The sequence below is a fragment of the Cellulomonas sp. Root485 genome (genome assembly GCF_001426705.1).
GTDB lineage: Bacteria > Actinomycetota > Actinomycetes > Actinomycetales > Cellulomonadaceae > Cellulomonas.
In genome coordinates this window covers 184,887-211,069 of the sequence record NZ_LMFC01000003.1, presented here as the reverse complement: position 1 = coordinate 211,069, position 26,183 = coordinate 184,887, and the positions used below count along the sequence as shown (strand labels likewise).

Here is a 26,183-nt window from a genome sequence, read left to right as displayed (position 1 = left end):
GTGCCGAACCTACCCGGTCCGGTCGGTGTCGCGTGAGGCTCCGCGCGCCACGTGCGCGTGATGCCGGTCGCGTTGGTACAGGGCGATGCCGCCGAGGACGGCCGCGACGAGGGACGCGACGAGCACCGCGACGACGACGTGCTCGTCGTGCGGGCTGCCCGCGCCGAACGCGAGCTCGCCGACCAGCAGCGACACGGTGAACCCGATCCCGCCCAGCAGGCCGACGGCGGCGACGTCCGCCCAGCCGAGACCCGGCGCGAGCGAGGCCCGCGTGAAGCGGGCGACGAGCCAGGTGGCGCCGAGGATGCCGAGCGGCTTGCCCACCACGAGCCCGAGGGCGACACCCTGGGCGACGGGGTCGGTGAACGTGGTCTGCACGGTGCCCAGGCTGAGGGTCACACCGGCGGCGAAGAGCGCGAACACCGGCACGGCGACACCGGCGGACAGGGGCCGCCACACGTGCTCCCAGCGTTCCGCGAGCGACTCCCGTGGCAGGGCGTCGAGCCGGAGCGCCCGCCGGGTGGCCTCCGGGGTGGCCGGGACGACGAGCCCGAGGGCGACCCCGGCGATCGTCGCGTGGACGCCGGACGCGTGGACGGCGGCCCATGCGACCAGGCCGAGGGGCACCAGCAGCCACCCGCTGACCCAGCCGCGTCGGATCGCGAGGGCGAACACCACGACCGTCGCCGCACCGGCGCCGAGCCAGAGGGCGGAGACGGACTCGGTGAAGACGGCGCCGATGACGATGATCGCGAGCAGGTCGTCGACGACCGCGAGCGTGAGCAGGAAGGCGCGCAGCGCGTTCGGGAGGCTGCGGCCGACGATCGCGAGGACCGAGACGGCGAACGCGATGTCCGTCGCCGTCGGCACCGCCCACCCGCGCGCGTTGCCGTCCGGGGAGGTCAGGTTGACGGCCAGGTACAGCGCCGCGGGGACGACCATGCCACCCACCGCCGCGACGATGGGCACCACGGCCGTGCGCGGGTTGCGCAGCTCGCCGGCGACGATCTCGCGCTTGAGCTCGAGCCCGACGACGAAGAAGAAGATCGCGAGCAGCCCGTCGGTCGCCCACGTGGCCAGGGTGAGGTCGAGGTGCAGGGCCGCCGGTCCGACGACGGTGTCCGAGACCGCCGTGTACGACGTGGGGGCGATGTTGGCCCAGAGCAGCGCGACGACCGTGCCGGCGAGCAGCAGGGCGCCGCCGACGCGCTCACCCCGCAAGGTGTCGAGCAGGTTGCGCTCGGACCCGGGGGAGAGGACGTCGAACAGGCGACGGGCGGGCGTGGGCACAGAACCTCCTGGCGGGCTCCGGGCGCGCCCTGGCGTCAGGCTAGCGGCGACGCTCAGGCGTCGGCAGGCTCCGGGACCTCGTTGCGACCGTCGACAGCGCCCCGGCGGTCCTTGGGCGGGTCGAAGCGGTAGCCGACGTTGCGGACGGTGCCGATGAGCTGCTCGTGCTCGGGCCCGAGCTTGGCGCGCAGGCGTCGTACGTGCACGTCGACGGTCCGGGTGCCTCCGTAGTAGTCGTAGCCCCAGACCTCCTGCAGCAGCTGGGCGCGCGTGAACACGCGGCCCGGGTGCTGGACCAGGTACTTGAGGAGCTCGAACTCCTTGTAGGTGAGGTCGAGCGGCCGGCCACGGAGCCGGGCGGTGTAGCCGCCGGCGTCGATGGTGAGCTCACCGGAGGAGATCTCCTGCGGGGTGTCGTCGTACCCCGCGGTGGCCGCACGCTCCATGACCAGCCGGAACCGCGTCTCCACCTCGGCCGGGTTGGCCGTCTCCAGGATGATGTCGTCCGCGCCCCACTCGGCCGTGACGACCGTGAGGCCGCCCTCGGTGAGCACGAGGATCAACGGGACCGTCAGGCCGGTGGCGCGCAGCAGCCGACACGTGGTCCTGGCGGTGACCAGGTCGCGGCGTGCGTCGAGCACGACGATGTCCGCGTCCGGTGCGTCCACGAGAGCCGACGGTTCGACGGGAAGCACACGGACGCGGTGGGACAACAGACCGAGGGCCGGGAGCACCTGGGCGGAGCCCCCGGACGCTGGAGTGAGCAGCAGCAGATCTGCCACCTGGGACCTCCCCGCGTGCGAGTGGGGGCAACGGTACCGCGCGGCCCGAGCATGCTGCGCCCACGGCCCGGGTGATGGCACGTTCCACCAGGACGGGTGACCGGTTGGACGGGCCGCGTCGCGCCGGGATGCGACAATCGGCGGCGTGCTCCTCCCCTCCTCGCTGACCGCTCGACCGGCCGCGCCCCGGGCAACCTCCCGGGTGACCCTGGTCGCGGGACGGTAGGGGACCCATGCAGCTCGCCACCCGGGCGGTCGTGACGGCCGTCCTCGCCGCCGCCGTGGCCGTCGCCGGGTACCTCGGCGGCCTGCCCCTGACCGGCACCGCCGCTGTCCTTGCGCTCCTGTTCGCCCTCGGCTGGCCCGCGCTCGCGGGTCTGCCGTTCAAGCCCGGCTCCGCCACGGTCGTGGCGCTGGGCGGCGTCGGCGCCGTGGCGGTCGTGCACCTCACGGAGGAGCAGCCCTACCTGCGGGACCTGCCGGTCGTGTTCGCGGCCGCGATCCTGCTGGCGTTCGTCAACGAGCTGCTGCGGCGCGACGGCCGCACGCGGCTCGTCGAGTCGGTGTCCGGGACGGTCGCCGGCACGCTCGTCGCGGTCGCCGTCGCCGGCTGGGTCGCGATCGGCCGGACGCCCGGCGGTGAACCCATCGTCGTCGTCGGTGCCCTGGCGCTGGCCGTGGGCTCGGTGGTCGTGGCGCTGCACCTGAAGCCGTGGGTCGGCGCGCTGGTCACGGCCGGTGCCGCGGCCGGTGCGGGCGCCCTGGGTGGGCTGCTGCTCCCCGCGATCGACCCCGTGGCAGGTGCCCTGCTGGGTCTCGCGGTCGGGGTACTCGTCGCCACGCTGCACGCGCTCTTCGACCAGCTGCCCTCGCTCGAGCGGCGCTGGCCGTCGCTCGCGGCCGTGACCCTCCCGGTCACGGTGACGGGCATCCTCGTGTACGTCGTCGGCCGGGTCCTGGTGGGCTGACGTGGACCGCGTCCTGCTCGTCCTCGCCCTCCTGGTCGTCGCGGCCGCCCTTGGCCTGTGGTGGCGGTCGCGCAACGGCCGGTACACCGCGGTGGACCCCGCGCTCCTGGCCGCGGCACCGACGGACGACGCCGACGACTCGCGCCTCACGGCCGCGGACCTGGGGGTGCCGCTGGGAGCCCGCGCGACGTTCGTGCAGTTCTCCAGCGAGGTCTGCGCGCCCTGCCGTCGCACCCACGCGGTGCTCGCGCAGCTGGTCTCCGAGCACGACGACCTCTCACACGTCGAGATGGACGTGGTCGAGCACCTGGATCTCGTGCGACGCTTCGGCATCATGCGCACCCCGACCACGCTCCTGCTCGACGCCGACGGCGTCGTGGTCGGCCGCATGTCGGGTGCGACGGACCGTCGGCACGCGCTGGTCGCGCTCGACTCGTGTCCGGGCGGGGTCTCCGCAGCCTGAGCCGGCTCCCGGCCCGGGCGCGCAGCCCCCGGCCGTCGGACCCCTCACCCCTGCACGACCCCCTGGAGACCCCATGAGCACGCCCGTCCGCACGGATGCCCCCGCCGGCATCGACCCCCGCGGCCCTCGCTTCGGTGCCGCCGTCAACCTCGTCCTGCTCGTCGCCGTCCTCCTGCTCGGCACCACACCCGGCGCCTACGTCGTCCTCGCCGTGATCGTCGCGGGCTTCGCGCTCGGTGCGTTCGGCGGTATCGGCCGGACCTGGCAGGGCTGGGTGTTCCGGAAGCTGGTCCGCCCGCGCCTGGCGCCGCCGACCGAGCTCGAAGACCCTCGTCCGCCCACGTTCGCGCAGCTGGTCGGCCTGGTCATCACGGGTGCGGGACTGGTCCTCGGGCTGGCCGGGGTGGCCGTCGCCGTGCCGGTCGCGGCTGCGTTCGCGCTGGTCGCGGCGTTCCTGAACGCGGTGTTCGGGCTGTGCCTCGGCTGCGAGCTGTACCTGCTCGGCGTGCGGCTGCGGGCGGGGAGGACGGCCTAGTAGACGAGCGCCTGAGCGCGCTCCGCCAGCGACTCCTCCACGAACACCGCGGCGCCGGCGATCCGGACGCCGGGCAGCACGTCCTCCGGACCGATGCCCCGGCGGGCGGCGCACTGCGTGCACACCGTCACGCGACCGCCCTCGAGCACCAGGTCCAGCAGCTCGCCCAGCGGGGTCGCGTGCTCGAGGACCAGGTCGGCCGCGCGCCCCGGCAGGGCGAACCAGGCCGACTCGCCCGTGAGCCAGAGACTGACCTCGGCGCCGGCCGCGACGGCCGCGGCGGCGACCGTGAACGCCTGGTTGGTGGCCTCCGGCCGCTCCGTGCCGGACGTGGTCTTGATCACCAGGGGGCGTGGCGTGGGACTCATCGGAACAGGTTAGGGGTGTGCGCTCGTTAGGATCGTCAGCATGACTGGGCTCGAGATCTTCTTCATCGGCCTGCTGGTCGCGGCGACGCTGGTGATCGGCTGGTTCTCCGTCTTCGTCGTGTACCGGCTCTACAAGGGCCAGCGCTGACGTCACCCTCTGACAGACCGGGAGGCCTGCTGTGCCGTTCGTCCTGCCCGACCCCGACGGCCTCGCTCCCGAGGTCTACCCGCTGGCCTGGCTCGTAGGCACGTGGCGCGGTGAGGGAGTCGTCGACTACCCCGGGATCGACGAGGCGACGTTCACGCAGGAGATCGTCATCGCCAGCGACGGCGGGCCGTACCTGTCGTACACGTCGACGATCCGGCTGATCGTGGCACCGTCCACGACCGCGGCGCTCGAGGACGAGCCGCCCGCTCCCGTCTGGCAGACGGAGTCCGGCTACTGGCGCATCCCGCCCGAGCGGCCCGCCGACTGGGGTCTCACCGAGGACCAGCACGCCGTCGAGCTCCTGGTCGCCGACCCGTCGGGGCACGTCGCCGTCTACATCGGAGCGGTCGGCAAGGGCCGCATCGACCTGGTGAGCGACGCCATCGTGCGCACCGCCTCCGGTGCCGACGTCAGTGCCGGGAAGCGCCTCTACGGCCTGGTCAACGGCGAGCTCATGTGGGCGCACGACATCGCCGCGTTCGGTCATCCCATGCAGTCCTACGCCTCCGGCCGCCTCGCGCGCGTCGAGGCCCTCACCGACGACGAGGCCTGATGACCACCGACGCACCCGTCGAGACCCCCTCGGCCCACGGCGAGCCCCCGCGGCACGTCAGCCCGCTGCTGGCGCGCCGAGGAGCGGTCCGGGGTTCCGGCCCCGACGACGGGGTCGCGTGGCACTACGGCGACCCGACGGCCGAGCAGCGCGCGCTGTCCCGCGGCGGTGCCGTGGTGGACCAGTCGCACCTGGGCGTCGTCACCGTGACCGGCCCGGACCGGCTGACCTGGCTGAACTCCATCACCTCGCAGGAGCTGACCGCGCTGGCGCCGCGGACCTCGACCGAGCTGCTGGTGCTCAGCCCGCAGGGGCACGTCGAGCACGCCGCGGGCGTCGTCGACGACGGTGCGACCACCTGGCTCGTCACCGAGACGCCGATCGGGCTGGCCGCGTGGCTGAACCGCATGAAGTTCATGCTGCGGGTCGAGATCGTCGACGCGACCGACGCGTGGGCCGCGATCGGCGAGCCCGTCGACGCGGAGGGCACGCCCGACGAGCCGATCACCTGGCGGGACCCCTGGCCCACCACGGCGGCCGGTGGCACCCGGTACGGGCCCGCCGACGACGAGCACCCCGGCGCCGACCGCGACTGGCGGCTCGTCCTGGTCCCGCGCGACCGGCTGGTCGAGGAGGTGCGTGCACGGGAGGCGGCCGGCTGGCCGCTCGTCGGCACGTGGGCCAGCGAGGCCGCGCGCGTCGAGGCGTGGCGCCCGCGCGCGTCCCACGAGGTCGACCACCGGACCATCCCGCACGAGCTCGACTGGCTGCGTACCGCGGTGCACCTGACCAAGGGCTGCTACCGCGGGCAGGAGACCGTGGCGCGCGTGCACAACCTCGGCCGACCGCCGCGGCGTCTGGTGATGCTCCACCTCGACGGCTCGGGGCACCTGCTGCCCGAGCCCGGCGCGGCCGTGCACGATGTCGTGAAGACCGCCGACTCGCAGGAGCCCGGGCGGGTGGTTGGACAGGTCACCACCGTCGCCCGCCACCACGAGCTCGGCCCGGTCGCGCTGGCCGTGGTGAAGCGGTCGGTACCGGGCGACGCCGAGCTGGTCGTGGAGTCCGAGGCCGGGTCGGTCGCCGCCGGCCAGGAGCAGATCGTGCCCGGCGACGGTGTGTCCGTCGACCGGCCCGCCGCCCGCGGCCCTCTGACCCGCGGCCTGGGGCAGCACCCGAGCCTGTGAGCACCTCCGACTCGCGTCCTCGCGTGGTCATGGAGGTGCGGGTGCGGCAGGGGTGGGCCCGGGTACGGGCCGCGTGGTTCCCGATCCTGCAGGCGTCGGTCGCGGCCGCGATCTCGTTCGCGATCGCCCGGTACGCCGTCGGGCACCCGTACCCGTTCTTCGCGCCCGTCAGCGCCTGGATAGCGCTCGGGTTCACGACGGACCGGTCGGTCCGGCGGGTCGCGGAGCTGGCCGTCGGCGTGGCGATCGGGGTCGCGCTGGGGGACCTGCTGGTGCACCTCATCGGCAACGGTGCCTGGCAGGTGGCCGTGGTGCTGTTCCTGGCGGCGATCATCGCGCGGTTCATCGACCGCGGGCAGATGCTCACCACGCAGGCGGGCGTCCAGGCGCTGGTCATCGTCGGGCTGCCCGCGATCTCGGCGACCGGGGGACCGCTCGGACGCTGGATCGATGCGGCGATCGGTGGCGCGGTCGCGCTCGCGGTCGCACTGCTGACGCCGCGCGACCCCCGTCGGCACCCCCGGACGCTGGCCCGTGCGGCGGTCGAGGACCTGGCCGGGGTGCTCCGCATCCTCGCGCGCGGGCTCCGGGAGGCCTCGACGGCCGACGTCGAGGACGCGCTGGTGCGCGGGCGGGCGTCGCAGCCGGCGCTCGACGAGTGGTCGGAGACCGCGACCAACGCGGGCGAGCTGGCACGGGTGTCCCCGACGATCCGCAAGTACCGCGAGGAGCTCGCGGGGCTCGCGGCCGGCGCGGTGCTCATCGACCGCGCCATGCGCAACGCCCGCGTTCTGGCGCGCCGCTGCCTGGCGGCCGTCGAGGCGCAGACGCACGACATGACCACGATCGCCGCGCAGGTGGAGGCCACCGCGCGGGCGACCGACGACCTCGCCGCCGCCCTCGGTGCGGGCCGGGACCCCGAGCGCGCGCGGACGCAGCTGCTGGCGGTCGCCGGGGCGCTGGACCCGTTCCGGCTGGCCGCGCTCGACTGGCAGGTGCAGAGCCTCGTGCTGCTGCATCGCTCGCTGGTCGTCGACCTGCTGGAGGCGGCGGACGTCGACCCGCAGGTCGCCCGTGACTCCCTGCCGGAGATCTGACCGCCAACAGCTCGCCGACCTGCGCGCCACCTCCCCCGTGCGCGGGGCGGGTTCGGTACGGTCGCTGCGTGGACGTCTCGGTCAGCGCGTTGCGCGCAGAGCTCAGGCAGTGGATCGAGGCCGCACGCGGCGGGGAGGACGTGGTCATCACCGAGCGCGGGATCCCCGTGGCGCGGCTCAGCGGCATCGAGGCGGCGGACCTGCTGACACGGCTGGAGCGGGACGGGCTGCTGACTCCGGCCGCGGCGCCCCGACCACCGGCCCGGTCCACGGAGCGCGGCTCCCCGGCGGCCAAGGGCGGGGTCTCGGACCTGGTCCGTCGGCTGCGGCGCTGAGATGGCGGTCGTCTACCTGGACACCAGCGCGCTGGTGAAGCTGTGCGTCACCGAGCCGGGGTCCGCGCTGGTCGCGGCCCTGTGGGACGGCGCGGACCTCGTGGTCACGTCCCGGCTGGCCGACGCCGAGGTGCGGGCGGTGCTCGCCGGCGGCCGGCGCGCGGGACGGCTCGGCGACGAGGCCGCCGCCGCCGCGCTCGCGGCGTGGGAGCGGCTGTGGCCCGGCCTGCACGTCCTCGAGCTGCAGGAGGTCGTGGCGACGTCGGCCGCCGCGCTCGTCGGCCGGCACCCGTTGCGCGCCGCCGACGCCCTGCACCTCGCGTCCGCCCTGGAGCTGCGCTCGCCCGACCTCGTCGTCGCCGCGTGGGACGAGCACCTCGCCGCCGCGGCGCGCGCCGAGGGCCTGCTCGTCGTCCCGTGATGTCTCGTAGGCTCGCTCCGTGATCGCGAGCCTGCAGGTCGTCATCTTCTTCGTCTTCTACATCGCCATCTTCGGGCTGAGCCTGTGGGCGCTGATCGACCTGCTCCGGCGGCCGGCGACCGCGTTCCCCCAGGCGGGGAAGCGGACCAAGGGGTTCTGGGGCGCGATCGTCGGTGTGGCCACCGCGGTGTCGTTCAGCGTCATCCCGATCCCCGGGGTGCCGCACCTCCCGTCGTTCCTCGCCCTGCTCGCCGCGGTCGGCGCGATCGTGTACCTGGTCGACGTGAAGCCCGCCGTGACCCCGTACTCGGGCGGGCGCGGCCGCGGACCCCGGGGGCCGTCCGGTCCCTCCGGCGGCTGGTGAGCGTGCCGGACATCGGCGCCGCCGCGGTCCCGCTCGCGCGGGTGCTGCGCGGCGGTCTGGTGGAGTCGGTGCACGCCGGCCACGTCGTGGTGCTCGCGCCGGACGGGTCCGAGCGGTTCGCCCTCGGTGACCCCGACGCCACGATGTGGGCGCGGTCGTCGCTGAAGCCGTTGCAGGCGGTCGCGATGCTGCGCGCGGGGCTCGACGTGGACGGTGCCGAGCTCGCCCTGGTGTGCGCCAGCCACAACGCCGAGCCCGGGCACCTCGACGTCGTCGGCACGATCCTCGCCGGCGCAGGCCTCGTCGCCGACGATCTGCGCAACACGCCCGACTGGCCCCTGGACGCCGACGCAGCATGGCAGTGGCGAGCGGACGGGCACGGCACCGAGCCGATCACCCAGAACTGCTCCGGCAAGCACGCCGGGATGCTCGCGACGTGCGTCGCGGCCGGCTGGCCCACGCAGGACTACCTCGACCCGGAGCACCCGCTCCAGCGGGCCACGCGCGAGGTGGTCGGCGAGCTGACCGGGGTGCCCGTCGAGCTGGCGACGGTCGACGGCTGCGGCGCCCCGCTGTTCTCGACGACGCTGCGCGGGCTCGCGAGGTCGTTCGCGCTCCTGGCCTCCGGGGACGGGCTGCCGCGGCGCACCGGGCGCGCGATGTCCGAGCACCCGTGGCACGTCGCCGGCACCGGGCGGGACGCCACGCGGTTCATGGAGGCCGTCCCGGGACTCGTCGCCAAGGACGGTGCCGACGGCGTCTACGCGGCCGGGCTGCCGGACGGCGGTGCGGTCGCGCTGAAGATCACCGACGGGTCGTCGCGGCCCCGGCCCGCGGTCCTCGCGGCCGCGCTCACGGTGGCCGGCGTCGATCCCGCAGCCGTGGCGGCAGTCGCCCTGACACCTGTCCTGGGCCACGGACGAGCCGTCGGCGAGGTCGTCGCGACCTTCGGCGCATGAGAGCCGTCGTCCAGCGCGTCACGCGCGCGTCGGTGACGGTCGACGGAGTGGTGGTCGGCGCGATCGACCGGCCCGGGCTGGTGGCGCTCGTCGGCGTGACACCGGGCGACGGTGCCGCGCAGGTCGAGCTGGTCGCCCGCAAGATCGCCGAGCTGCGCATCCTGCGCGACGAGCAGTGCGCGGTCGACGTCGGTGCCCCGGTACTCGTCGTCAGCCAGTTCACGCTCTACGCCGACACCCGCAAGGGTCGCCGGCCCACCTGGAACGCCGCGGCGCCCGGTCCGGTCGCGCAGCCGCTGGTCGAGGCCGTCGTCGACGCGCTGCGCGCTCGCGGGCTCGAGGTGGCCACCGGGGTGTTCGGCGCGGACATGGCGGTCGAGCTGGTCAACGACGGACCGGTGACGATCCTGCTGGAGTCGGTGCCCGAGCCCTAGGAGCGCTCGCAGCGGCTCGTCGAGACGCTCAGCAGGTCCATCCCGGGCGGCGGTGCCGGCGGGTCGGCGATCGTCGGGTCGGCGACGTCGGTCAGGCGGACGCCGAACTGGTCGTGGCAGTAGGAGCCGTCGCCGAGCGCGTCCCACCCCGCGGCCATGAGCCCGTCGCCCACCTGCGAGCTCGCGCCGTCGAAGTCGATGACCGCGTACAGGTGCGTCACCTGCGAGCACTCCTGCAGGCAGAGGGTGTTCTCGACGCTCGAGATGGTGAGCAGCTGGGCACCCGTGGCCACGGGCAGCGACGCACCCACGCCGGTCATCTGGGCGAGGCTCGGACCGCCGAGCGAGCCCAGGAAGATCCCGATCGCGGCGAGGACCACCGTCGCGCCGCCCAGGAACCACGCCCGGGGGCGTGACGCGCGGACCAGGAACCACGTGGGGACGAGCGCGACCAGCATCGCCGCGACCGCGACCACCGTGCCTGCGGCCTTCCCGCCGTTCCCGGTCAGGAGCAGAGCGGCTCCCACCAGGAACGTCCACACCGTCCAGACGACCAGCACCCCGACACCGCGGAGCACCCAGCCGCCCACCGTGACGCGGCGTTCCACGTCGGCAGGCTCCATGTACATCGTCGCCACCACGGCGCTCCCCTCCACGCGCCGCGATGGCGCGGCAGACGAAAGCCCGCGAGATCGGTGCGTCCTCGCGAGCCCGACGGAACATACCGAAGCAGGAGGGGCGCCACGCCGGGAAGCGGTCAGGGGCATACCACCCGAAATGATTCAGCCCGCATCGGGGCGAACCCGGGGGGCATCCGGACATGCGGAGAGGGCCCCTCGGAGTAAGCGTCCGAGGGGCCCTCTCGTGTTCGCAGGTCTTCCGTCACCGGCGGACCGGTGACCGACGCCGCGCTGACGGTGCGGCTACGTCCCGACACCTGGTTCGTCGCCGACGCGGTCACCCCGAGGGGCTCCGGCACCGACGACCCGCCACGAGCGGGACGACTGCGAGCTACCTTCCGGTCCTTGACGTCCCCGCGTCGTCATCCGCGGTTCGTCGTGTCACCACGACGATGTGGTCGTCCGTTCTCCGGTCGGTCCGACATCCACAGCCTGTCCCCACCGGCGCCACCTCCCCGAAGGGCGTTCTGCGCCGCCTGCGCGAGTCCCCGAAGGGCCCCGTGCGTCGAGGTTCCGGCCCTGTCCAGGTAGTCGTCGACCCGGTCCACGCGATCTCCGAAGAGGCCACCTGACCTGCGGTTTCAGTCTCCCCGGGAGGGATCCTTCGCCTGCGGTTCTCGATCTGTCGATCTCGATGTGAGATTTCTAACGCGCTTCGGTAGGGGGCCACAAGGGGTTCTCGGACCTTTCTTTGTCCACCGCTTTACCCACACCCTTGTCCACAGGTCCACCTGCGTAAACGCCCGGTAAACACAGGGGTGTGGACGAAAGATGTGGACGACGCGCGCGTCGTTCACCCGTCCGGGCGCGGGCCCCTTGTAGCCTGGGAACCGGTGAAGGCCCCTCGGAGTAAGCGTCCGAGGGGCCTTACCCATGTCGAGCGTCGACCGCGATGATGGCGAGATGCTGATCGAGGCCGTGCTCGGGGACATCACAACGCAGGACGTGGACGTCGTGGTCAACGCCGCGAACTCGTCCCTGCTCGGGGGCGGGGGAGTCGACGGTGCGATCCACGCCGCCGCCGGGCCGGACCTGCTGGCCGCGTGCCGGGAGCTGCGCCGGACCACGCTGCCGGACGGGCTCCCCGTGGGGGACGCCGTCGCGACCCCCGGGTTCGGCCTCGCCGCCCGGTGGGTGATCCACACCGTCGGGCCGAACCGGCACCGGGGGCAGACCGACCCGGTCCTGCTGTCCTCCTGCTTCGCGCGGCCCCTCGAGCTCGCCGTCGAGCTCGGTGCGTCGAGCATCGCCTTTCCCGCCGTGAGCGCCGGCGTGTACGGCTGGGCGGTCGAGGACGTCGCGCGGATCGCCGTCGGGACGGTCCGGGTGTGGCAGGAGGGCGTGGCGGCGGGTGGCCCAGGCCCGGAGGGCATCGAGCTGGTGCGGTTCGTGCTCTTCTCGGCCGGTGCGCTCGACGCCTTCCGCGCGCAGCTGGACCGCGCGTAGCGTCCAGGCATGCCCGATCTGCTGCCGGCACTGCCGGACTCCGAGTTCCGCCGCGTGCTGTGCGTCGTCGCGCACCCCGACGACGTCGAGTACGGCACCTCGTCCGCCGTCGCCATGTGGACCGCTCGCGGTGTCGACGTCGCCTACCTGGTGCTCACCCGCGGGGAGGCCGGCATGGACGCGTCGCCGCCCGACCGCACGCGCGAGATCCGCACCCGGGAGCAGATCACAGGGTCCGCGGCCGTCGGCGTCACCGACGTGCAGTTCCTGGATCACCCCGACGGCGTGCTCGAGTACGGGCTGCCGCTGCGGCGGGACGTCGCGCGGCGGATCCGCGAGTACCGGCCCGACGTCGTGCTCACCGGGTCCTGGGAGCTCGAGTTCGTCGCGGGACTGAACATGGCCGACCATCGCGTGGCCGGGCTGGCGACGCTCGACGCGGTGCGCGACGCCGGCAACCGGTGGGTGTTCACCGAGCTCCTCGCCGACGGTCTGGAACCGTGGCAGGTCCGCTGGCTGCTGGTCGGCGGGGACCCCCGGGCGACGCACGGCGTGGAGGTCACCGCGGACGCGCTGCAGGCGGGGATCGCGTCCCTGGACGCCCACGAGGAGTACCTCGCGGGACTGCCCGGGCACCCGGCCCCGAAGGACATGCTCCCGATGATCGCGTCGATGCAGGGGCGTGCCATGGGGGTCGAGCACGCGGTCCTGTTCCGGGCCTACGACCTGCAGGCGCCGCCCCCGCTGCTCGACTGACTAGCTGCGGGCGCGCGCCGGGGTCACGGCCTCCTTCGGGTCCAGGACGACCTGGGTGGCCGCCCGGCGTCGCAGGATCACCTTGTCCACCTCCGCGACGATCGGCAGCAGCAGCGCCAGGCCCAGGCAGGCCAGCCACTGCGGACCCGACAGCGACTGCGTCGTGAGCCACCCCTGCAGGAAGTCCAGCTCGGTGGCCAGCACGACGAGGATCACCGGGGCCGAGAGCACCTTGACCGCCGTCAGCAGGGGAGCGGCGAGGCCCGACTCCGGCTCGCGCCGCAGGACCAGCCCGGACAGGACCGAACCGAGGCCCATGACCACGAACGCCATCGTCATCGACGCCGTCGGGGTGTCGGCGGCCGGGGTGTCGGGGCCGGCCACCAGCGGGATCCCCGAGGAGATGCACAAGACCAGGCCGTAGAGGATCCAGCGGCGCACGGCGTAGCCGTTGCTGATGCCGACCTTCGGGTCGCGCGGCACGCGGTCCATGATCCCGGGGCCGACCGGGTCGAGCATGATCGCGATCACCGGGAACACGGCGACGAAGAAGTTGAGGAACAGCACCATCATCGGGGTCATCGCGACGCCGTCGGCGATGTCGAAGATGCTGGCCGCCAGGAACAGCACCACGAGCCCGATGAGCTGGCTCATCTGGAAGCGGATGTACGCGGTGATCTTCTGGTAGATGCTGCGGCCGAGCTCGACCGCGTGCACCAGGGTGCTGAAGTTGTCGTCGGTGAGCACCAGGCGGGCGGCCTGCTTGGTGACCTCGCTGCCGGAGCCCATAGCGACCCCGATGTCGGCCTGCTTGATGGCGGCCGCGTCGTTGACGGCGTCACCGGTCATGGCGACCACGAGGCCCTGCTTCTGCATGAGCTGGACCAGCCGGAGCTTGTCCTCGGGGGTCACGCGGCCGAACACGTGCAGGTTCGGCAGCCGCTCCAGCAGCTCCTCGTCGGTCAGGCTGGCCAGCTCCGGTCCGCTGATCGCGCCCGGGCCGAGGCCCAGCTGCTTGCCGATCGCGCTCGCGGTCACCGCGTGGTCGCCGGTGATCATGCGGACCTCGATGCCGGCCTTCAGGGCGATCTCGACGGCCACCTTGGCGGTGGGTCGCAGCGGGTCGACGATGCCGACCAGCCCGACGAACACGAGCTCCTCGACGTAGGACATCGGGTCGGCGACCAGGGCGGCCTCGTCGGCCGGCGTGAGGAACCGCGTCGCGAAGGCGAGCGTGCGCAGCCCCTGCTCGGCGAGCCGCTCCATCTCCGCCTCGATGTCGGCGCGCATGTCCTCCAGCGGGACCGTCTGGCCCGGTCCGGCGAGGGCGTGCGTGCAGCGTTGCAGCACGACGTCCGGGCCTCCCTTGACCACCTCGACGAGCGACCGGTCGCCACGCCAGGGGAGCCAGTGGGCGGTGGCCATGAACTTGTACGCCGAGTCGAACGGCACCTCCGCGACGCGGGGGTACGTCCGGCGGCTCTCCTCGGCGTCGATGCCCAGCTTCGCGGCGAGCACCACGAGCGCGGCCTCGGTCGGGTCGCCGATCACCGCGCCGGAGTCGGACACCGTCGCGTCGCTGGCCAGGCACAGGCCGTACGCGAGCGGCGTCAGGTCCGGCATGTCCGCGCCGGCCGTCTGCAGGATCTTGCCCGTCTTGGCGTAGCCGCTGCCCTCGACGGTGAAGTGCTGACCGATCGTGTAGAGCGCGGTCACCGTCATCTCGTTGAGGGTGAGCGTCCCCGTCTTGTCGGAGTTGATCGAGCTGGTCGCACCGAGCGTCTCGACGTCGTTGAGGTTGGCGACGACGGCCTTCGCGTCGGCCAGCTGGCGGGCGCCGTACGCGAGCATGGCCTGCACGAACGTGGGCAGGCCGGTCGGGATCGCGGAGATGGCGACCGCCGTCGCCAGGAACAGGAGCTCGCTCGCGGACTGGCCGCGCAGGACGCCGATGAGCACGATGACCGCCACCGCGGTCCATGCGATGACACCGAGCACCTTGGTCAGCTTGTCGAGCTCCTGCTGGAGCGGCGACTTCGTCTTCTCCACCGACGACAGCAGCGTGGCGATGTTGCCGATCTGCGTGGTCATGCCCGTCGCGGTGACGAGCATCGTGCCCGTGCCGCGGGTGACGGACGTGTTCTGGAACGCCATGTTGGCACGGTCGCCGAGCGGGACCTCCTCGTCGGCGAGCGTGATCGGGTCCTTCCCGATCGGCGTGCTCTCGCCGGTCAGCGCCGCTTCCTGGGTCTCCATCGTGGCGGTCCGCAGCAGCCGGCCGTCGGCGGGCACGATGTCGCCGGCCTCGAGCTCGACGACGTCTCCCGGCACCAGGTCGTGCGCGGGGATCTGCACCAGGGCGCCGTCCCGCCGCACCCGCGACTGCGGCTCCTGCATCGTGGCCAGCGCATCGACGCTCTTGCGCGCGAGCATCTCCTGGCGGGTCCCGATGACCACGTTGATCACCACGAGGAAGCCGACGATGAGCGCGGTCGACCCCTGCCCGATGGCCGCGCTGACCGCCGCGACCGCGATCAGCATGATGTTCATCGGGTCGCGCAGCTGCTGGAAGACCACCGACCACACGGACGGAGCCGCCTGGGCGGTCAGGGTGTTCGAGCCGTACCGCTCCCGCCGGGCAGTGACCTCGGCCGACGACAGGCCCGTCGCCGGGTCGGTGTCCAGCTGCGCGGTCGCAGCCTCCGGGTCGAGGGCCCACCATCGCGTGGCAGGGCTGGCGGGGGTGGTCGGGGACTGGGGTGCAGCGATCTCCGTCACGTGTGCTCCTGGGCCGCGTCGGTGCCCTCCAGGGGCCCTTGGTCCGACGCTATCCCGAGATGCCCGGATCGGGGACGATCCGGGCATCTCGCGTCTGACGGTCAGGCGACCGGGACCGGAACCTTCTCCTGCGCGGGCTCCGGATCGGCGTGCCTGCTCAGCGCGCTGGGCCACCACATCGCCTTGCCGATGTCGAGGTTCAGCGCCGTGACCAGCACGGACCGGACCACCAGGGTGTCCAGGAGCACCCCGAACGCCACCGCGAAGCCGATCTCCGCGAACGCCACCAGAGGCAGCGTGCCCAGCACCGCGAACGTCCCCGCGAGCACCAGCCCGGCCGACGTGATCACCCCGCCGGTGGCCGCCAGACCGACCAGCGAGCCGCGGTGGTGCCCGAGGCGCACGGCCTCCTCCCGGACCCGGGTCATGAGGAAGATGTTGTAGTCGATCCCCAGCGCGACCAGGAACACGAAGACGAACAGCGGGAACGACGTGTCCGCCCCGGCGTAGCCGAAGACGTACTTGAACACCAGCGCGCTGACGCCGATCGCCGCGCCGAACGAGAGCACGACGGTGCCGATGAGCACCAGCGGGGCGACGACCGCGCGGAGCAGGACCATGAGGATCAGGAACACGACCACCAGGACGATCGGGATGATCAGCCGGTTGTCGTCCGCGGAGGCACGCTGCACGTCGAGGTTGACGGCGGTGGTACCGCCGACTAGGGCGTCCGCGCCGGACACCTCGTGCACCGCGGCCCGGACCCGGTCGACCGTGTCGTAGGCGTCGTCGCTGTCCGGCGCCGAGGTCAGGGTGCCCTCGAGGTACGCCAGACCGTCCTTCACGACGGGCTCCGTGATGCTCGTCGGGTCGATGCCCTCCACGTCGGCGAAGACCGACGCCGCGTCGGTCAGGGTGCTCGCATCGTCCGCGTTCGCGATGACCACGACCGGCGTGCCGGCGCCGCCGGGGAAGTGCGCGGCGAGCACCTTCTCGCCCTCGATCGACGGCTGGGTGCCGCGGAACGACTCCTCGGTGGTCAGGCCCGTGGCGTTGAGCGCGACGATGCCGAGGCACGCCACCGCCAGGATCGCGGACGTCCCGATCCACGTGGCACGGGGACGGCGCTCGATGCGGCCGCCGACGCGCGCCCAGAAGCCGTGCTCGGACGGCTCGTCGTCGCCGAGCTTCGGGGCACGCGGCCAGAAGATCCACCGGCCGCACGTCACCAGCAGCGCCGGCAGCAGGGTCAGCATGACGAGCACCGCGACGCCGACACCGACGGCCGCGACCGGGCCGAGGCCGGCGGTCGAGTTCATGGTCGCGAAGAGCAGGCAGAGCATGCCGATGGCGACCGTGGCGCCGGACGCGATGATCGCGGGGCTGGCGCGGTGCAGGGCCAGGGCCATCGCCTCGTGCCGGTCACCGTGCTTGCGCAGCTCCTCGCGGTAGCGCGCGACGAGCAGCAGCGCGTAGTCCGTCCCCGCGCCGAACACGAGGACCGTGAGGATGCCGGCGCTCTGGGCGTTGACCGTCAGGTCGTAGTTGTCCGCGAGCAGGTAGATCAGCGCCTGCGAGACGGTGAGCGCGACCCCCGCGGAGATGACCGGCAGGAGCCAGAGGATCGGGCTGCGGTAGGTGATCAGCAGGATGACGATGACGACGGCGACGGCCGCGTACAGCAGGGTGCCGTCGATGCCCTCGAACGCGGCGGACGAGTCGGCGGCGCTGCCCGCCGGGCCGGTGATGTACACGTCGAGACCGTCGGGGCCGTCCTCGGCGGTGGCGCGCAGGTCGTCGACCGCGTCGGCGGCGAGGTTCCAGCCGTCCGAGCCGAGGTCCAGCGGCACGATGATCTGCACCGCCTCCCCGTCCTGGGACGGGATCGGGCCGATGACCTCACCGTCGAGGGTGTCCAGCGTGCCGAACTCCGCGGCGTGCGCCGCGACGGCCTCGAGGTCCTCGGGCGTGAGGCCGTCCGGGCGCTCGTAGACGATCACGGCGGGGATCGTGTTGGACGACACGAACCCCGCGGCGACGTCGAGCACCTCCGTCGACTCGGCGTTGGCGGGCAGCCACGACTTGGCGTCGTTGTCCTGTGCGCCCGTGAGCTTGCCCGCGAGGGGGCCGAGCACCGCCAGGACCGCGAGCCAGAAGACGATGACGGCGAACTTGAGGTAGCGGTGGGTGATCCATCCGGCGACCTGAGACATGGGTGTGTCCTCATGGTGGGGGTGTCGACGACGACAAAGAGGTGCGGCTCGCTGGACGAGAGATACATCGTCGAGAGCCGGTGTCGAGATTGTGAACGAGCCTAGGATTTCGCCGCCGCCAGGCACAGGGATATCCGGGAGACCCCCGAGTCGACCCTCAGGTTCCCCTCAGGAGTTGCTCAGGGCAGCCACAGCCCGCTCGACGTCGGCGGCGTCGTTCCACACGTGAAATGCGAGCCGGACGCCGCCGCCCCGCCCCGCCGCGCGTGTGCCGTGCGCGGCCAGCAGCGCCCGGCGCGATCCCGCTGCGTCGTCGGGCAGCCGGACGATCGCGCTGCCGCCCGGTGGCAGGCCGACGCCCGCACGGAAGGCGTCGGCGAGGCCCACGGTGTACCGGTGGACGGCGTCCAGCGGAGCGGCCGCGAACAGCTCCAGCGCCGGGACGGCACCCACCCAGCACAACCAGGCGGGGGAGACGTCGAACCGGCGGGCGTCGTGGGCGAGCGTCATCGCGGGACCGTAGACCGACGACCAGATCTCCTCGCCCGCGTACCAGCCGGCGCTCGTCGGACGCAGCCGGTCCCTCTGGTCCGGGCCGACCGTGAGGAACGCGGTCCCCCGCGGTGCCGACAGCCACTTGTACGACGCGCAGACGGTCACGTCGAACGCCGTCGCGTCCACCGGGAACCAGCCGGCGGCCTGCGTGACGTCACAGACCGTCAGGGCACCCGCTGCGGTGGCCGCCGCGCGGACGGCCTCGACGTCGGCGACGCGCCCGTCGACCGACTGCACGAGCGAGAACGCGACCGTGTGGGTGGACGGGCGGATCTCCTCGGCCAACGAGTCCAGCGACACGGTGCGGACCGAGACGCCGCGGTCGGCGTGGGCCAGGAACGGGAAGACGACCGACGCGAAGTCGCCGTCGACCGTGAGGACCTCGGCGCCGTCCGGCACGCTCGCCGCGACCAGACCGATCAGGACGGACGCCTGCGAGCCGACCGCCACCCACGACGGGTCCACCCCGACCAGCCGGGCGTACGCCGCGCGCGACGCCGTGACGGCCTCGTCATACACCGCGAGGTCCGCCTTCCCCGCCTGCCAGGTGTCGAGCGCCTCGTGCATCGCGGTCACGGTCGCCCGGGCGGGCAGCCCGCAGGTGGCGGCGTCGAGGTAGCCGGGCACGGGGGCGAACGCTGCGCGCAGCGTGTCGAGAGCGTCCATGGGGTCGATCGTCTCGCACCCCGCTGTCGCGGCCGATGATCGTGAGGACTTCGTCCTGCCCAGCGCGACGACGTCGTCAGCGTGAGGTGGCGAGTGCGTCCTGGAGGGTCGTCTCCGGTGGGCCGGCGTAGACCGGGGAGCGGCCCGTGACCGCGTCCCAGGCCGCGCGCCAGGACGCCGGCACCTCCCGGGCGCGCCACACGACCGCCTGGACAGGCCGGACCGAGACCGACGACACCCCGACGCCGGTCACCGAGATCCCCGCCGCGGTGCACGAGAACAGCGCGCGGCGCACGTGGTAGTCCTGCGTGACGACGACCGCGTCGCGGACGCCGAACACGTCGTGCGCCCGGACGCACGAGTCGTGGGTGTCGAAGCCGGCGTGGTCGCGGACCACATGGTCGGCCGGGACGCCGTGCTCGACCAGCCAGTCGAGCATCGCGGTCGGCTCGTCGTGCTGGGCGGTGCCGTGGTCGCCGCTGACCAGCACGACGTCGACCGCTCCCCGCTCGTACAGGTCGCGCGCGGCGTCGAGGCGGCGGGTCAGGTACACCGACGGGCTGCCGTCGGGTTTCAGGCCGGCGCCGAGGACGAGGGCGACCGGGGTGGCCGGGACGTCATCGGCGGCGCGGACCTCGCTCTGGCCGACGCCCTGGACCCACAGGACAGGGACGGCGGCGAGGGCGAGCAGGACACCGCCCACGATCCAGGTGACGCGACGGCGGCGGGTGCTCACGGACGGAGCGTAGGTGGCGACGCGGGTCAGGGGAGGCTGTTCAGCCAGTCGCGCACCGCGTCGGCGACGGCGGTGGTGCTCGTCGGGAGGTGCGGGCCGGGCAGGAAGACGGTCATGACCGGGCCGGGGATCGCGGCCAGGTGGTGGGTCAGCTCGTCCGGGGAGCCGAACGGGTCGGTCGAGCCGGAGACGGCGAGGACCGGGACGCGGATCTCCGGCAGGTGCGCGATGCGCAGGGTGTCCGGGCGGCCCGGCGGGTGCAGCGGGTAGGACAGCAGGACGAGGCCCGCCACGGCTAGACCCTGCGCGACCGCCATCGAGCACATGCGCCCGCCGAACGAGCGGCCGCCGAGGACTAGGTCCTCGGTCCCGACGCCCAGCGACGACGCGAACGCCTCGGCCTGTGCGCGGACCTCCGCGATCGCCGGCGCCGCGGTCTTCGGCAGGTCGAGGCGCAGCACGGGCAGCGGCGCGACGGCCTTCTCCACGGCGACGAGCGGTGCACCGTCGCGGGTCCCGCCGAAGCCGGGGGTGAGCAGCAGGCCCGCGACCATCACGCGAGCCCGAGGACCGAGCGGATGGTGCGGACCACGCCGTTGGCGTTGTTGGACGGGGCGACGAACCGCGCGTGCGCCCGGACGTCGGGGTGCGCGTTGTCCATCGCGAACGAGAAGGACGCCGCGTCGAGCATGCCGACGTCGTTGAAGTAGTCGCCGAACGCCATCGTGTGGTCGGCGGTGATGCCGAGCGTCTCCTGGACGGCGCGCAGGGCGTGCCCCTTGTCGGCGGTCGGGCTCATCACGTCGACCCAGTGCTCGCCCGACACCATGGCGTCGAACCGGTGCAGCAGCGGGCCGGCACCCGTGGCCGCCGAGCCGAAGTCGTAGACGGCGACCTTGAGCACGTCGTCGTCGACCATGAGCAGGTCGTCGACGGTCTGAAGCTTCGCGTAGTACGGCGTGGCCTGGTCGAGGAAGGCGTCGTCCGACCGTTCGACGTAGGCGGAGCGCTTGCCGCACAGGACCGTGCCGAGGTCGAGGTCGGTCGCGTCCCGGACCGTCCGCACCGCCTCGCGCGCGGTGCCCAGGGCCAGGCCGTCCGCGCTGATCTCCTCGTCGTGCTGCACCACGTAGGCGCCGTTCTCCGCGATGTAGACCAGCTCGTCGCGGCCGACCTGACGGCGCAGGGTCGCGTACTGCCGGCCGCTCGCCGGGCACAGCAGGATGTCGCGGCGGGCCAGCTCGTCGAGCAGCGGCCAGAAGTCGTCGTGGATGCGCTTCTCGTCGTCGAGCAGGGAGCCGTCCATGTCGACGGCGATGAGGCGGATGTCCGGGACGGGGTCGAAGACCAGAGGTTCCACGGTCCCGATCCTCTCAGGCGGCCTCGCGCGCGAGGTGCTCGACCGTGGCGGTCAGCGCCCGCAGGCCCGTCTCGACGTCGGCCAGGCTGACGTCCTCGTCGGGGTGGTGGCTGATGCCGTCGGGGTTGCGCAGGAACAGCATGCCGATGCCGGTGACCGCACCGATCGCCATGGCGTCGTGGCCCGCGCGGCTGAACAGCGCGGGGACGTGCCGACGGCCGGTGTCCTCGATCCCGGCGCGCACGACGTCCTGCAGGAGGGAGTCGCACATGACCGCGGGCGCCTCGTGCAGCTCGCGTGCGGACCACGACAGGCCGCGTCGACCGGCGATCTCGTCGAGCTCGCGCGTGATGCTGCGCCAGACCCGGTCGCGGTCGTCGTCGTGCTCGCCGCGCAGGTCGACCGTCAGCCGGGCCTCGCCAGGGACGACGTTGACCGCGCCCGGGAACGTCTCCAGCCGGCCGACGGTGCCGATGATGTGGTGCTCCGCGCGGCACAGCCGCTCGACGGCGAGCGCGACCTCGCTGGCGCCGAGCAGGGCGTCGTGCCGCTTCTCGTACCGGGCACCCCCGGCGTGCCGGGCCTCGCCGTCGATCTGCACCGCGAACCGTCGGGCGCTCGCGATCGAGGTCACGACCCCCAGCGGCGCGCCGCCGTCGTCGAGCTCCGGTCCCTGCTCGATGTGCGCCTCCAGGTAGCCCGCCAACGACTCCCGTGACCGCGCGGCCGTGCCGATGCGCCCCGGGTCCAGGCCGAACTCGCTGAACGCCGTGCGCAGGGTGGTGCCGTGCTCGTCGGTCAGGTCCCACCACGCCTCGTTCCAGCGGCCGGCCATCGCGGACGACCCGAGCAGCGCGGTGCCGAACCGGGCACCCTCCTCGTCCCAGAACGCGACGACGTCGAGCCCGAACCGCAGGGTGCCGGCCACGGGCCGCAGCGCGCGGACCACCTCGATCGCCATGAGCACGCCGAGGATCCCGTCGTACCGGCCGGCGTCCCGCACCGTGTCGAGGTGCGACCCGAGCAGCAGCGACGGCGCGTCCGGGTCCCGCCCCGCCAGGTGCCCGCACTGGTTGCCCGCCGCGTCCTGCCACGTGTCGAGCCCGACCTCGCGCATCCAGCGGGCGGCGACCCGGTTGACGCGGGCGTGCTCGGGGGAGAGGTAGACGCGTTCGATGCCGCCGGTCATCGACGTGTACGCCGCGAGCTCGTCGCAGCGCGCCATGATGCGCCGGGCAGCGGTAGGGGCGTCGAGCATCAGGCCTCCGCGTAGGCGGCGTCGACGCCGCCGCCATGGGGGACCTTCGCGCCGGCGCGGCGCAGCACCTGCTCCAGGGCGGCGAGCGTGGTCAGGACGGTGTCGAGCCGGGCGTTGGCGCCCATCGTGCCGATCCGCCACACGCGACCGTGCAGCGGGCCGAACGACGTCCCGATCTCGATGCCGAAGTCCTGCAGCAGCGCCCCGCGCACGGCGTCGCCGTCCACACCGTCCGGGATCTCGACCGCGACCACGTTGTTCATCTTGTGCGCCACGTCCCCGAACACCCCCAGCCCCAGACCCCGGACCCCCGCGAGCATCGCGCGGCCGGCCCGCTCGTGCCGGTCGATGACGGCCTGCCGGCCCTCCTCGACGATGATCCGCGCACACTCCCGCGCCGCGTACAGCATGCTCGTCGCCTCGGTGTGGTGGTTGAGCCGCCGCGGACCCCAGTAGTCGAGGATCATGCCGAGGTCGAAGTAGTTGGAGTGCACGGGCTCCCCGGTGTCCTCGTCGGACTCCTCGCGGATCCCCGCCTCGATGCGGCGGCGGCCCCGGATCACGTCGACGGCCTTGTCCGACAGGCTGATCGGCGCGCTCCCCGACGGGCCGGACAGGCACTTCTGCAGCCCGGCGGTAGCGGCATCCAGACCCCAGGCGTCCATCTCGAACGCGTTCCCGCCCAGCGACGCGGTCGCGTCCGTGTAGAACAGCACGCCGTGCTTCTCGCAGATCGCCCCGAGCTCGTCGAGCGGCTGGAGCATGGTCGTCGACGTATCGCCCTGCACCATCGCGAGCAGGTGCGGGCGGACGCGGACGATCGCCTCCTCGACGGCCTGTGCTCCGAACACCTGCCCCCACGGCACCTCGATCATGTGCACCTCGGCCTGCGCGCGCAGCGCGATCTCCGCCAGGAGGTGCCCGAACCGCCCGAACACCGGCACCAGGACGCGCTCGCCCGGGCGCACGAGCGACACCAGGGCCGCCTCGATCCCCGCCCGGGACGTGCCGTCGACCAGCAGGGTGGCGTCGTTGGTCGTCGCGAAGACCTCGCGGTACAGCGCCATCGTCTCGTTCATGTAGCCGGTCATCGCCGGGTCGTACTGGCCGACCAGCGGCGTCGAGAGGGCGCGCAGCACGCGGGGGTCGGCGTTGACCGGCCCGGGTCCCATGAGCAGACGGGCGGGCGGGTTCACCGGGTGGGTCATGTGAGGCCTCCAAGGGCGTGCCGGACCAGGGACAGGTCGCTGCCGCGAGGGCCGACCAGGCAGACACCGACCGGTGCCGGCCCGAGCGTGGACGGGTAGGTCAGCACGGGGAAGGTCAGCGCGGGCAGCCCGCCGATGCCGGCCAGCGCGGTCATCCGCAGGGTCGCGGCGCGGACCTGGTCGAGCTCGGCGGCGCTCGCGGTCCTCGCCGGGGCCGGGCCGGGCGTGGTGGGCAGCACGAGGACGGCGTCGGCGACGATGTTTCTGATGACGGTGGCCAGGCGCTCGACCTCGGTCCGGGCCGACGCCTCGTCCGCAGCCGTCACCTCGCTCGCGATCGCGAACCGCTCGCGCACACCGGGTCCGACGGCGTCGGGGTGCGCGGTGACCCAGGTGCCGTGGGCCCGCCACGCCTCCGCGGCCTGCACGACGCGGAACGCCTCGAACCACTCGTCGAGCGGACCGACCTCGACCTCCTCGAACGTCCCTCCCGCCCACGCCTCGAAGGCCTCGCGCGTCGCCGGGTCGACCAGCTGGAGCACCTCGACCGGGACCAGCCGGCGGGCGGGGAGCGGCGGGGCGTCGTCCTCCAGGCACCACGTGACGACCGCGTCGAGCGTCTCGCCGTCACGGGTCAGCCAGCCGACCGTGTCGAACGACGGCGCGAGCGGCACCATGCCCTGCCGCGGCACCAGCCCGTGCGTGGTGCGCAGCCCCCACAGGCCCTGGTAGCTCGCGGGGACGCGGATGGACCCGGCGGTGTCGCTGGCCAGGCCCACGTCCGCCTGGCCGGTCGCTACCGCGGTCGCGGGACCGCTCGACGAGCCCCCCGGGAGCGCGCCCGCGACGGCGCCGTTGGCGGGGGTGCCGTAGTGCGGGTTCGCGCCCGCGATCGAGTACGCGAGCTCGTCCGTGCGGGCCAGGCCGCGCACCGAGGCGCCCGCCTTGAGCAGGTCCAGGACCGCGGGGGCGTGCTGGCGCTCGCGGGCGGCGTCGCGCAGCCACGTCGGGTTGCCCGCGCCGATCCGGTACCCACGGACGGCGAACACGTCCTTGACCGCGACGCGCAGCCCCAGCAGCGGGCCGTCGAACGCGCCCTGGTAGAGCGGGTCGCCGACCGTCCGCCAGACCGCCTTGTCGAAGCTCGGGGTGCGACCGGTGACGTGCGCGGCGGTGATCTGCCACCGCCCCTCGACCAGCTGCCACACCTGCGTCTGCAGCCCGGTGCCGCCGCCGTCGTAGCGGGAGGTCGCGACGATCAGCCAGCAGTCGTCGGCCAGGCGGCGGGACTCGACCCGGTCCAGCACCCGGGGCGTGATGCCGCCGCGCGCGCTGCGGAACGCGCTGATCGCGTCGTGCCCGACGAGCAGGCCGTTGCTGTCCCCGCGGAGCGTCTCCTCGCCGGGCGCGAACGCATCGTCCAGGGCCTCGATGTCGTCGGTCGCCAGCGCACGCTCGTAGGCGTCGAAGGCGTCCTGCAGCTCGGTCGGCATCATCGGGCGATGGCCTCCAGGTCGGCCTTGCGGATGCGCGCGTGGGCCCCGCAGACCTGGTCGACCACCTGCGAGATGTCGATGTCGGTGGCCGCGGACAGGTACGCGTACGCGAGGTGCTCGTCGAGACCCCACCGCGCCTGCAGCAGAGCGAGCGCGGCCCGGACGCACCTGCGCACCGCCTCGCCGAGGTCCCGGTCGAGGCCGGTCGGCACCAGGTACTCCGGCGTCTCGACCAGGGGCCCCTCGAACGGTCCGAACTGTGCGAGCGCCTCGACGGCCGGCACCACGTCGAACCGGAGCGTGACCCGCAGGGACGCCTCCAGCGCGGTGAGCGCCACCTCGCCGTCGCCCTGCGCGAAGTGCGGGTCGCCCACGTACGCCAGCGCGCCCGGCACCTGCACCGGCAGGTAGAGCGTGCTGCCCACCTGGAGCAGGTTGATGTCGATGTTCCCGCCGTGCGCGCCGGGCGGCACCGAGTGCGGGCGCTCGTCACCGGCGACCGCGACGCCCATGATCCCGAGGAAGGGGGCCAGCGGGAACTCGATCAGGCGCTCGCCACCCTCGACGGCGGGCAGGCAGCCGCGGTCGTCGCGCACCGTGGCGAACACGCTCACGTTCTCAGGCCCTCGCGGGAGCTCGCCCGGCAGCGCGCCGCGTCCGTGCCGGTTCGAGATCACGCCGTACGGGACGCGCGGGGTGGTCTCCAGGACGGTGATCGCCAGCAGGTCGCCCGGCATCGCGCCCGCGACGTGGATCGGTCCCGTCACCACGTGGGGTCCGTCGGCGTGGTTCCGCGTCAGCGTCCCGACGATCTCGACGGCGTCGGTCAGCACGTCCTCCGGCGCCACCCCGTGGCTCGCGAAGAACCCCAGCGGGTCGCTGCCCTGGTCGTCGAGCAGGCCCTCGTGGCTGACCGTGTCGATGGTGACCTCGGTGCCCGCCTCGATTCGCAGGACGGGGGCGTCGGTCCCGCACGGCAGCCGCCCCCACAGGACAGTGGCAGGCGTGGACGGCAGGTAGGTGTCGGCGCGGATGTGCCCCGCGCCGGGTTGCAGCGTTGCACTCAT

At 73.4% G+C, this 26,183-nt stretch carries 27 protein-coding genes; 13 read left to right on the top strand and 14 right to left on the bottom strand.

Going from position 1 to position 26,183, the window contains the following annotated elements; genetic code table 11:
• Nucleotides 1-9: 9 nt before the first annotated feature.
• Nucleotides 10-1,290: a Na+/H+ antiporter NhaA gene (nhaA, locus tag ASD16_RS14695; RefSeq protein ID WP_055918931.1), complete on the bottom strand. Its 1,281-nt coding sequence runs from the start codon at nt 1,288-1,290 to the stop codon at nt 10-12.
• A 53-nt stretch (nt 1,291-1,343) separates the two neighbouring features.
• A complete protein-coding gene (locus ASD16_RS14690) occupies nt 1,344-2,072 on the bottom strand; it encodes a response regulator transcription factor (RefSeq protein ID WP_055918928.1) in 729 nt (242 codons plus the stop codon).
• A 233-nt stretch (nt 2,073-2,305) separates the two neighbouring features.
• Between ASD16_RS14690 and ASD16_RS14685 the strand changes: the two genes are divergently transcribed.
• From ASD16_RS14685 to ASD16_RS14675, 3 genes are all read left to right on the top strand, one after another.
• Nucleotides 2,306-3,040, top strand: a complete 735-nt coding sequence (locus tag ASD16_RS14685; protein ID WP_055918926.1) for a hypothetical protein — start codon at nt 2,306-2,308, stop codon at nt 3,038-3,040.
• A 1-nt stretch (nt 3,041) separates the two neighbouring features.
• The gene (locus tag ASD16_RS14680) at nt 3,042-3,503 is read left to right on the top strand and encodes a thioredoxin family protein (protein ID WP_055918923.1); all 462 of its coding nucleotides are present in this window, start codon (nt 3,042-3,044) and stop codon (nt 3,501-3,503) included.
• A gap of 73 nt (nt 3,504-3,576) precedes the next feature.
• Complete coding sequence (locus ASD16_RS14675) at nt 3,577-4,038, top strand: DUF4395 domain-containing protein (RefSeq protein WP_055918920.1); 462 nt, start codon at nt 3,577-3,579, stop codon at nt 4,036-4,038.
• Here the strand turns inward: ASD16_RS14675 and ASD16_RS14670 are convergent.
• Entirely contained in the window at nt 4,035-4,406 is a 372-nt protein-coding gene (locus ASD16_RS14670; protein ID WP_055918916.1) for a DsrE family protein, read from the bottom strand. The genes ASD16_RS14675 and ASD16_RS14670 overlap by 4 nt on opposite strands.
• A gap of 179 nt (nt 4,407-4,585) precedes the next feature.
• Here ASD16_RS14670 and ASD16_RS14665 point away from each other — a divergent pair, with 179 nt between their 5' ends.
• From ASD16_RS14665 to dtd, 8 genes are all read left to right on the top strand, one after another.
• Complete coding sequence (locus tag ASD16_RS14665; protein WP_055918913.1) at nt 4,586-5,167, top strand: FABP family protein; 582 nt, start codon at nt 4,586-4,588, stop codon at nt 5,165-5,167.
• On the top strand, nt 5,167-6,354 hold the full coding sequence (locus tag ASD16_RS14660) for a folate-binding protein YgfZ (protein ID WP_055918911.1): 1,188 nt from the start codon (nt 5,167-5,169) through the stop codon (nt 6,352-6,354). The genes ASD16_RS14665 and ASD16_RS14660 overlap by 1 nt, the downstream gene beginning before the upstream one ends.
• Nucleotides 6,351-7,451: an aromatic acid exporter family protein gene (locus tag ASD16_RS14655; protein ID WP_235523326.1), complete on the top strand. Its 1,101-nt coding sequence runs from the start codon at nt 6,351-6,353 to the stop codon at nt 7,449-7,451. The genes ASD16_RS14660 and ASD16_RS14655 overlap by 4 nt, the downstream gene beginning before the upstream one ends.
• A 68-nt stretch (nt 7,452-7,519) precedes the next feature.
• On the top strand, nt 7,520-7,786 hold the full coding sequence (locus tag ASD16_RS14650) for a type II toxin-antitoxin system Phd/YefM family antitoxin (protein WP_055918909.1): 267 nt from the start codon (nt 7,520-7,522) through the stop codon (nt 7,784-7,786).
• Between the two features lies 1 nt (nt 7,787).
• Nucleotides 7,788-8,207 carry a type II toxin-antitoxin system VapC family toxin gene (locus tag ASD16_RS14645; RefSeq protein WP_055918908.1) on the top strand — a complete coding sequence of 140 codons (420 nt, stop codon included), beginning with the start codon at nt 7,788-7,790 and terminating at the stop codon, nt 8,205-8,207.
• Nucleotides 8,208-8,226: 19 nt separating this feature from the next.
• A complete protein-coding gene (locus ASD16_RS14640; RefSeq protein ID WP_055918906.1) occupies nt 8,227-8,571 on the top strand; it encodes a DUF2516 family protein in 345 nt (114 codons plus the stop codon).
• Nucleotides 8,572-8,573: 2 nt separating this feature from the next.
• A complete protein-coding gene (locus ASD16_RS14635; protein ID WP_369817992.1) occupies nt 8,574-9,530 on the top strand; it encodes an asparaginase in 957 nt (318 codons plus the stop codon).
• Nucleotides 9,527-9,964 (top strand): D-aminoacyl-tRNA deacylase, encoded by a 438-nt coding sequence (gene dtd, locus ASD16_RS14630; RefSeq protein ID WP_055918900.1) that lies wholly within the window; start codon nt 9,527-9,529, stop codon nt 9,962-9,964. The genes ASD16_RS14635 and dtd overlap by 4 nt, the downstream gene beginning before the upstream one ends.
• On the opposite strand, the gene ASD16_RS14625 is transcribed toward dtd, so the two are convergent.
• Nucleotides 9,961-10,602: a hypothetical protein gene (locus tag ASD16_RS14625; RefSeq protein WP_157453958.1), complete on the bottom strand. Its 642-nt coding sequence runs from the start codon at nt 10,600-10,602 to the stop codon at nt 9,961-9,963. The genes dtd and ASD16_RS14625 overlap by 4 nt on opposite strands.
• Before the next feature lie 945 nt (nt 10,603-11,547).
• On the opposite strand from ASD16_RS14625, the gene ASD16_RS14620 reads away from it, so the two are divergent.
• Nucleotides 11,548-12,090: an O-acetyl-ADP-ribose deacetylase gene (locus tag ASD16_RS14620; RefSeq protein WP_055918894.1), complete on the top strand. Its 543-nt coding sequence runs from the start codon at nt 11,548-11,550 to the stop codon at nt 12,088-12,090.
• Between the two features lie 9 nt (nt 12,091-12,099).
• Nucleotides 12,100-12,846 carry a PIG-L deacetylase family protein gene (locus tag ASD16_RS14615; protein ID WP_055918891.1) on the top strand — a complete coding sequence of 249 codons (747 nt, stop codon included), beginning with the start codon at nt 12,100-12,102 and terminating at the stop codon, nt 12,844-12,846.
• Here the strand turns inward: ASD16_RS14615 and ASD16_RS14610 are convergent, their stop codons facing one another.
• From ASD16_RS14610 to ASD16_RS14565, 10 genes are all read right to left on the bottom strand, one after another.
• Nucleotides 12,847-15,624 carry a cation-transporting P-type ATPase gene (locus ASD16_RS14610; RefSeq protein ID WP_235523324.1) on the bottom strand — a complete coding sequence of 926 codons (2,778 nt, stop codon included), beginning with the start codon at nt 15,622-15,624 and terminating at the stop codon, nt 12,847-12,849. It abuts the gene before it with no gap.
• Between the two features lie 101 nt (nt 15,625-15,725).
• Nucleotides 15,726-17,837 carry an MMPL family transporter gene (locus tag ASD16_RS14605; protein ID WP_055918888.1) on the bottom strand — a complete coding sequence of 704 codons (2,112 nt, stop codon included), beginning with the start codon at nt 17,835-17,837 and terminating at the stop codon, nt 15,726-15,728.
• Between the two features lie 168 nt (nt 17,838-18,005).
• Nucleotides 18,006-19,058, bottom strand: a complete 1,053-nt coding sequence (locus ASD16_RS14600) for an aminotransferase class V-fold PLP-dependent enzyme (protein WP_055918885.1) — start codon at nt 19,056-19,058, stop codon at nt 18,006-18,008.
• Between the two features lie 76 nt (nt 19,059-19,134).
• Complete coding sequence (locus tag ASD16_RS14595) at nt 19,135-19,794, bottom strand: vancomycin high temperature exclusion protein (protein ID WP_055918881.1); 660 nt, start codon at nt 19,792-19,794, stop codon at nt 19,135-19,137.
• 26 nt (nt 19,795-19,820) lie between these two features.
• A complete protein-coding gene (locus tag ASD16_RS14590; protein ID WP_055918880.1) occupies nt 19,821-20,348 on the bottom strand; it encodes an alpha/beta family hydrolase in 528 nt (175 codons plus the stop codon).
• Complete coding sequence (locus tag ASD16_RS14585; protein ID WP_255356356.1) at nt 20,348-21,154, bottom strand: Cof-type HAD-IIB family hydrolase; 807 nt, start codon at nt 21,152-21,154, stop codon at nt 20,348-20,350. The genes ASD16_RS14590 and ASD16_RS14585 overlap by 1 nt, the downstream gene beginning before the upstream one ends.
• 13 nt (nt 21,155-21,167) lie before the next feature.
• A complete protein-coding gene (locus tag ASD16_RS14580) occupies nt 21,168-22,412 on the bottom strand; it encodes an allantoate amidohydrolase (RefSeq protein ID WP_055918873.1) in 1,245 nt (414 codons plus the stop codon).
• Entirely contained in the window at nt 22,412-23,620 is a 1,209-nt protein-coding gene (locus ASD16_RS14575) for an alanine--glyoxylate aminotransferase family protein (protein ID WP_055918869.1), read from the bottom strand. The genes ASD16_RS14580 and ASD16_RS14575 overlap by 1 nt, the downstream gene beginning before the upstream one ends.
• The gene (locus ASD16_RS14570) at nt 23,617-25,113 is read right to left on the bottom strand and encodes an AtzH-like domain-containing protein (RefSeq protein ID WP_055918866.1); all 1,497 of its coding nucleotides are present in this window, start codon (nt 25,111-25,113) and stop codon (nt 23,617-23,619) included. Before ASD16_RS14570 ends, ASD16_RS14575 begins: the two co-directional genes overlap by 4 nt.
• Complete coding sequence (locus ASD16_RS14565) at nt 25,113-26,183, bottom strand: acetamidase/formamidase family protein (RefSeq protein WP_055918863.1); 1,071 nt, start codon at nt 26,181-26,183, stop codon at nt 25,113-25,115. Before ASD16_RS14565 ends, ASD16_RS14570 begins: the two co-directional genes overlap by 1 nt.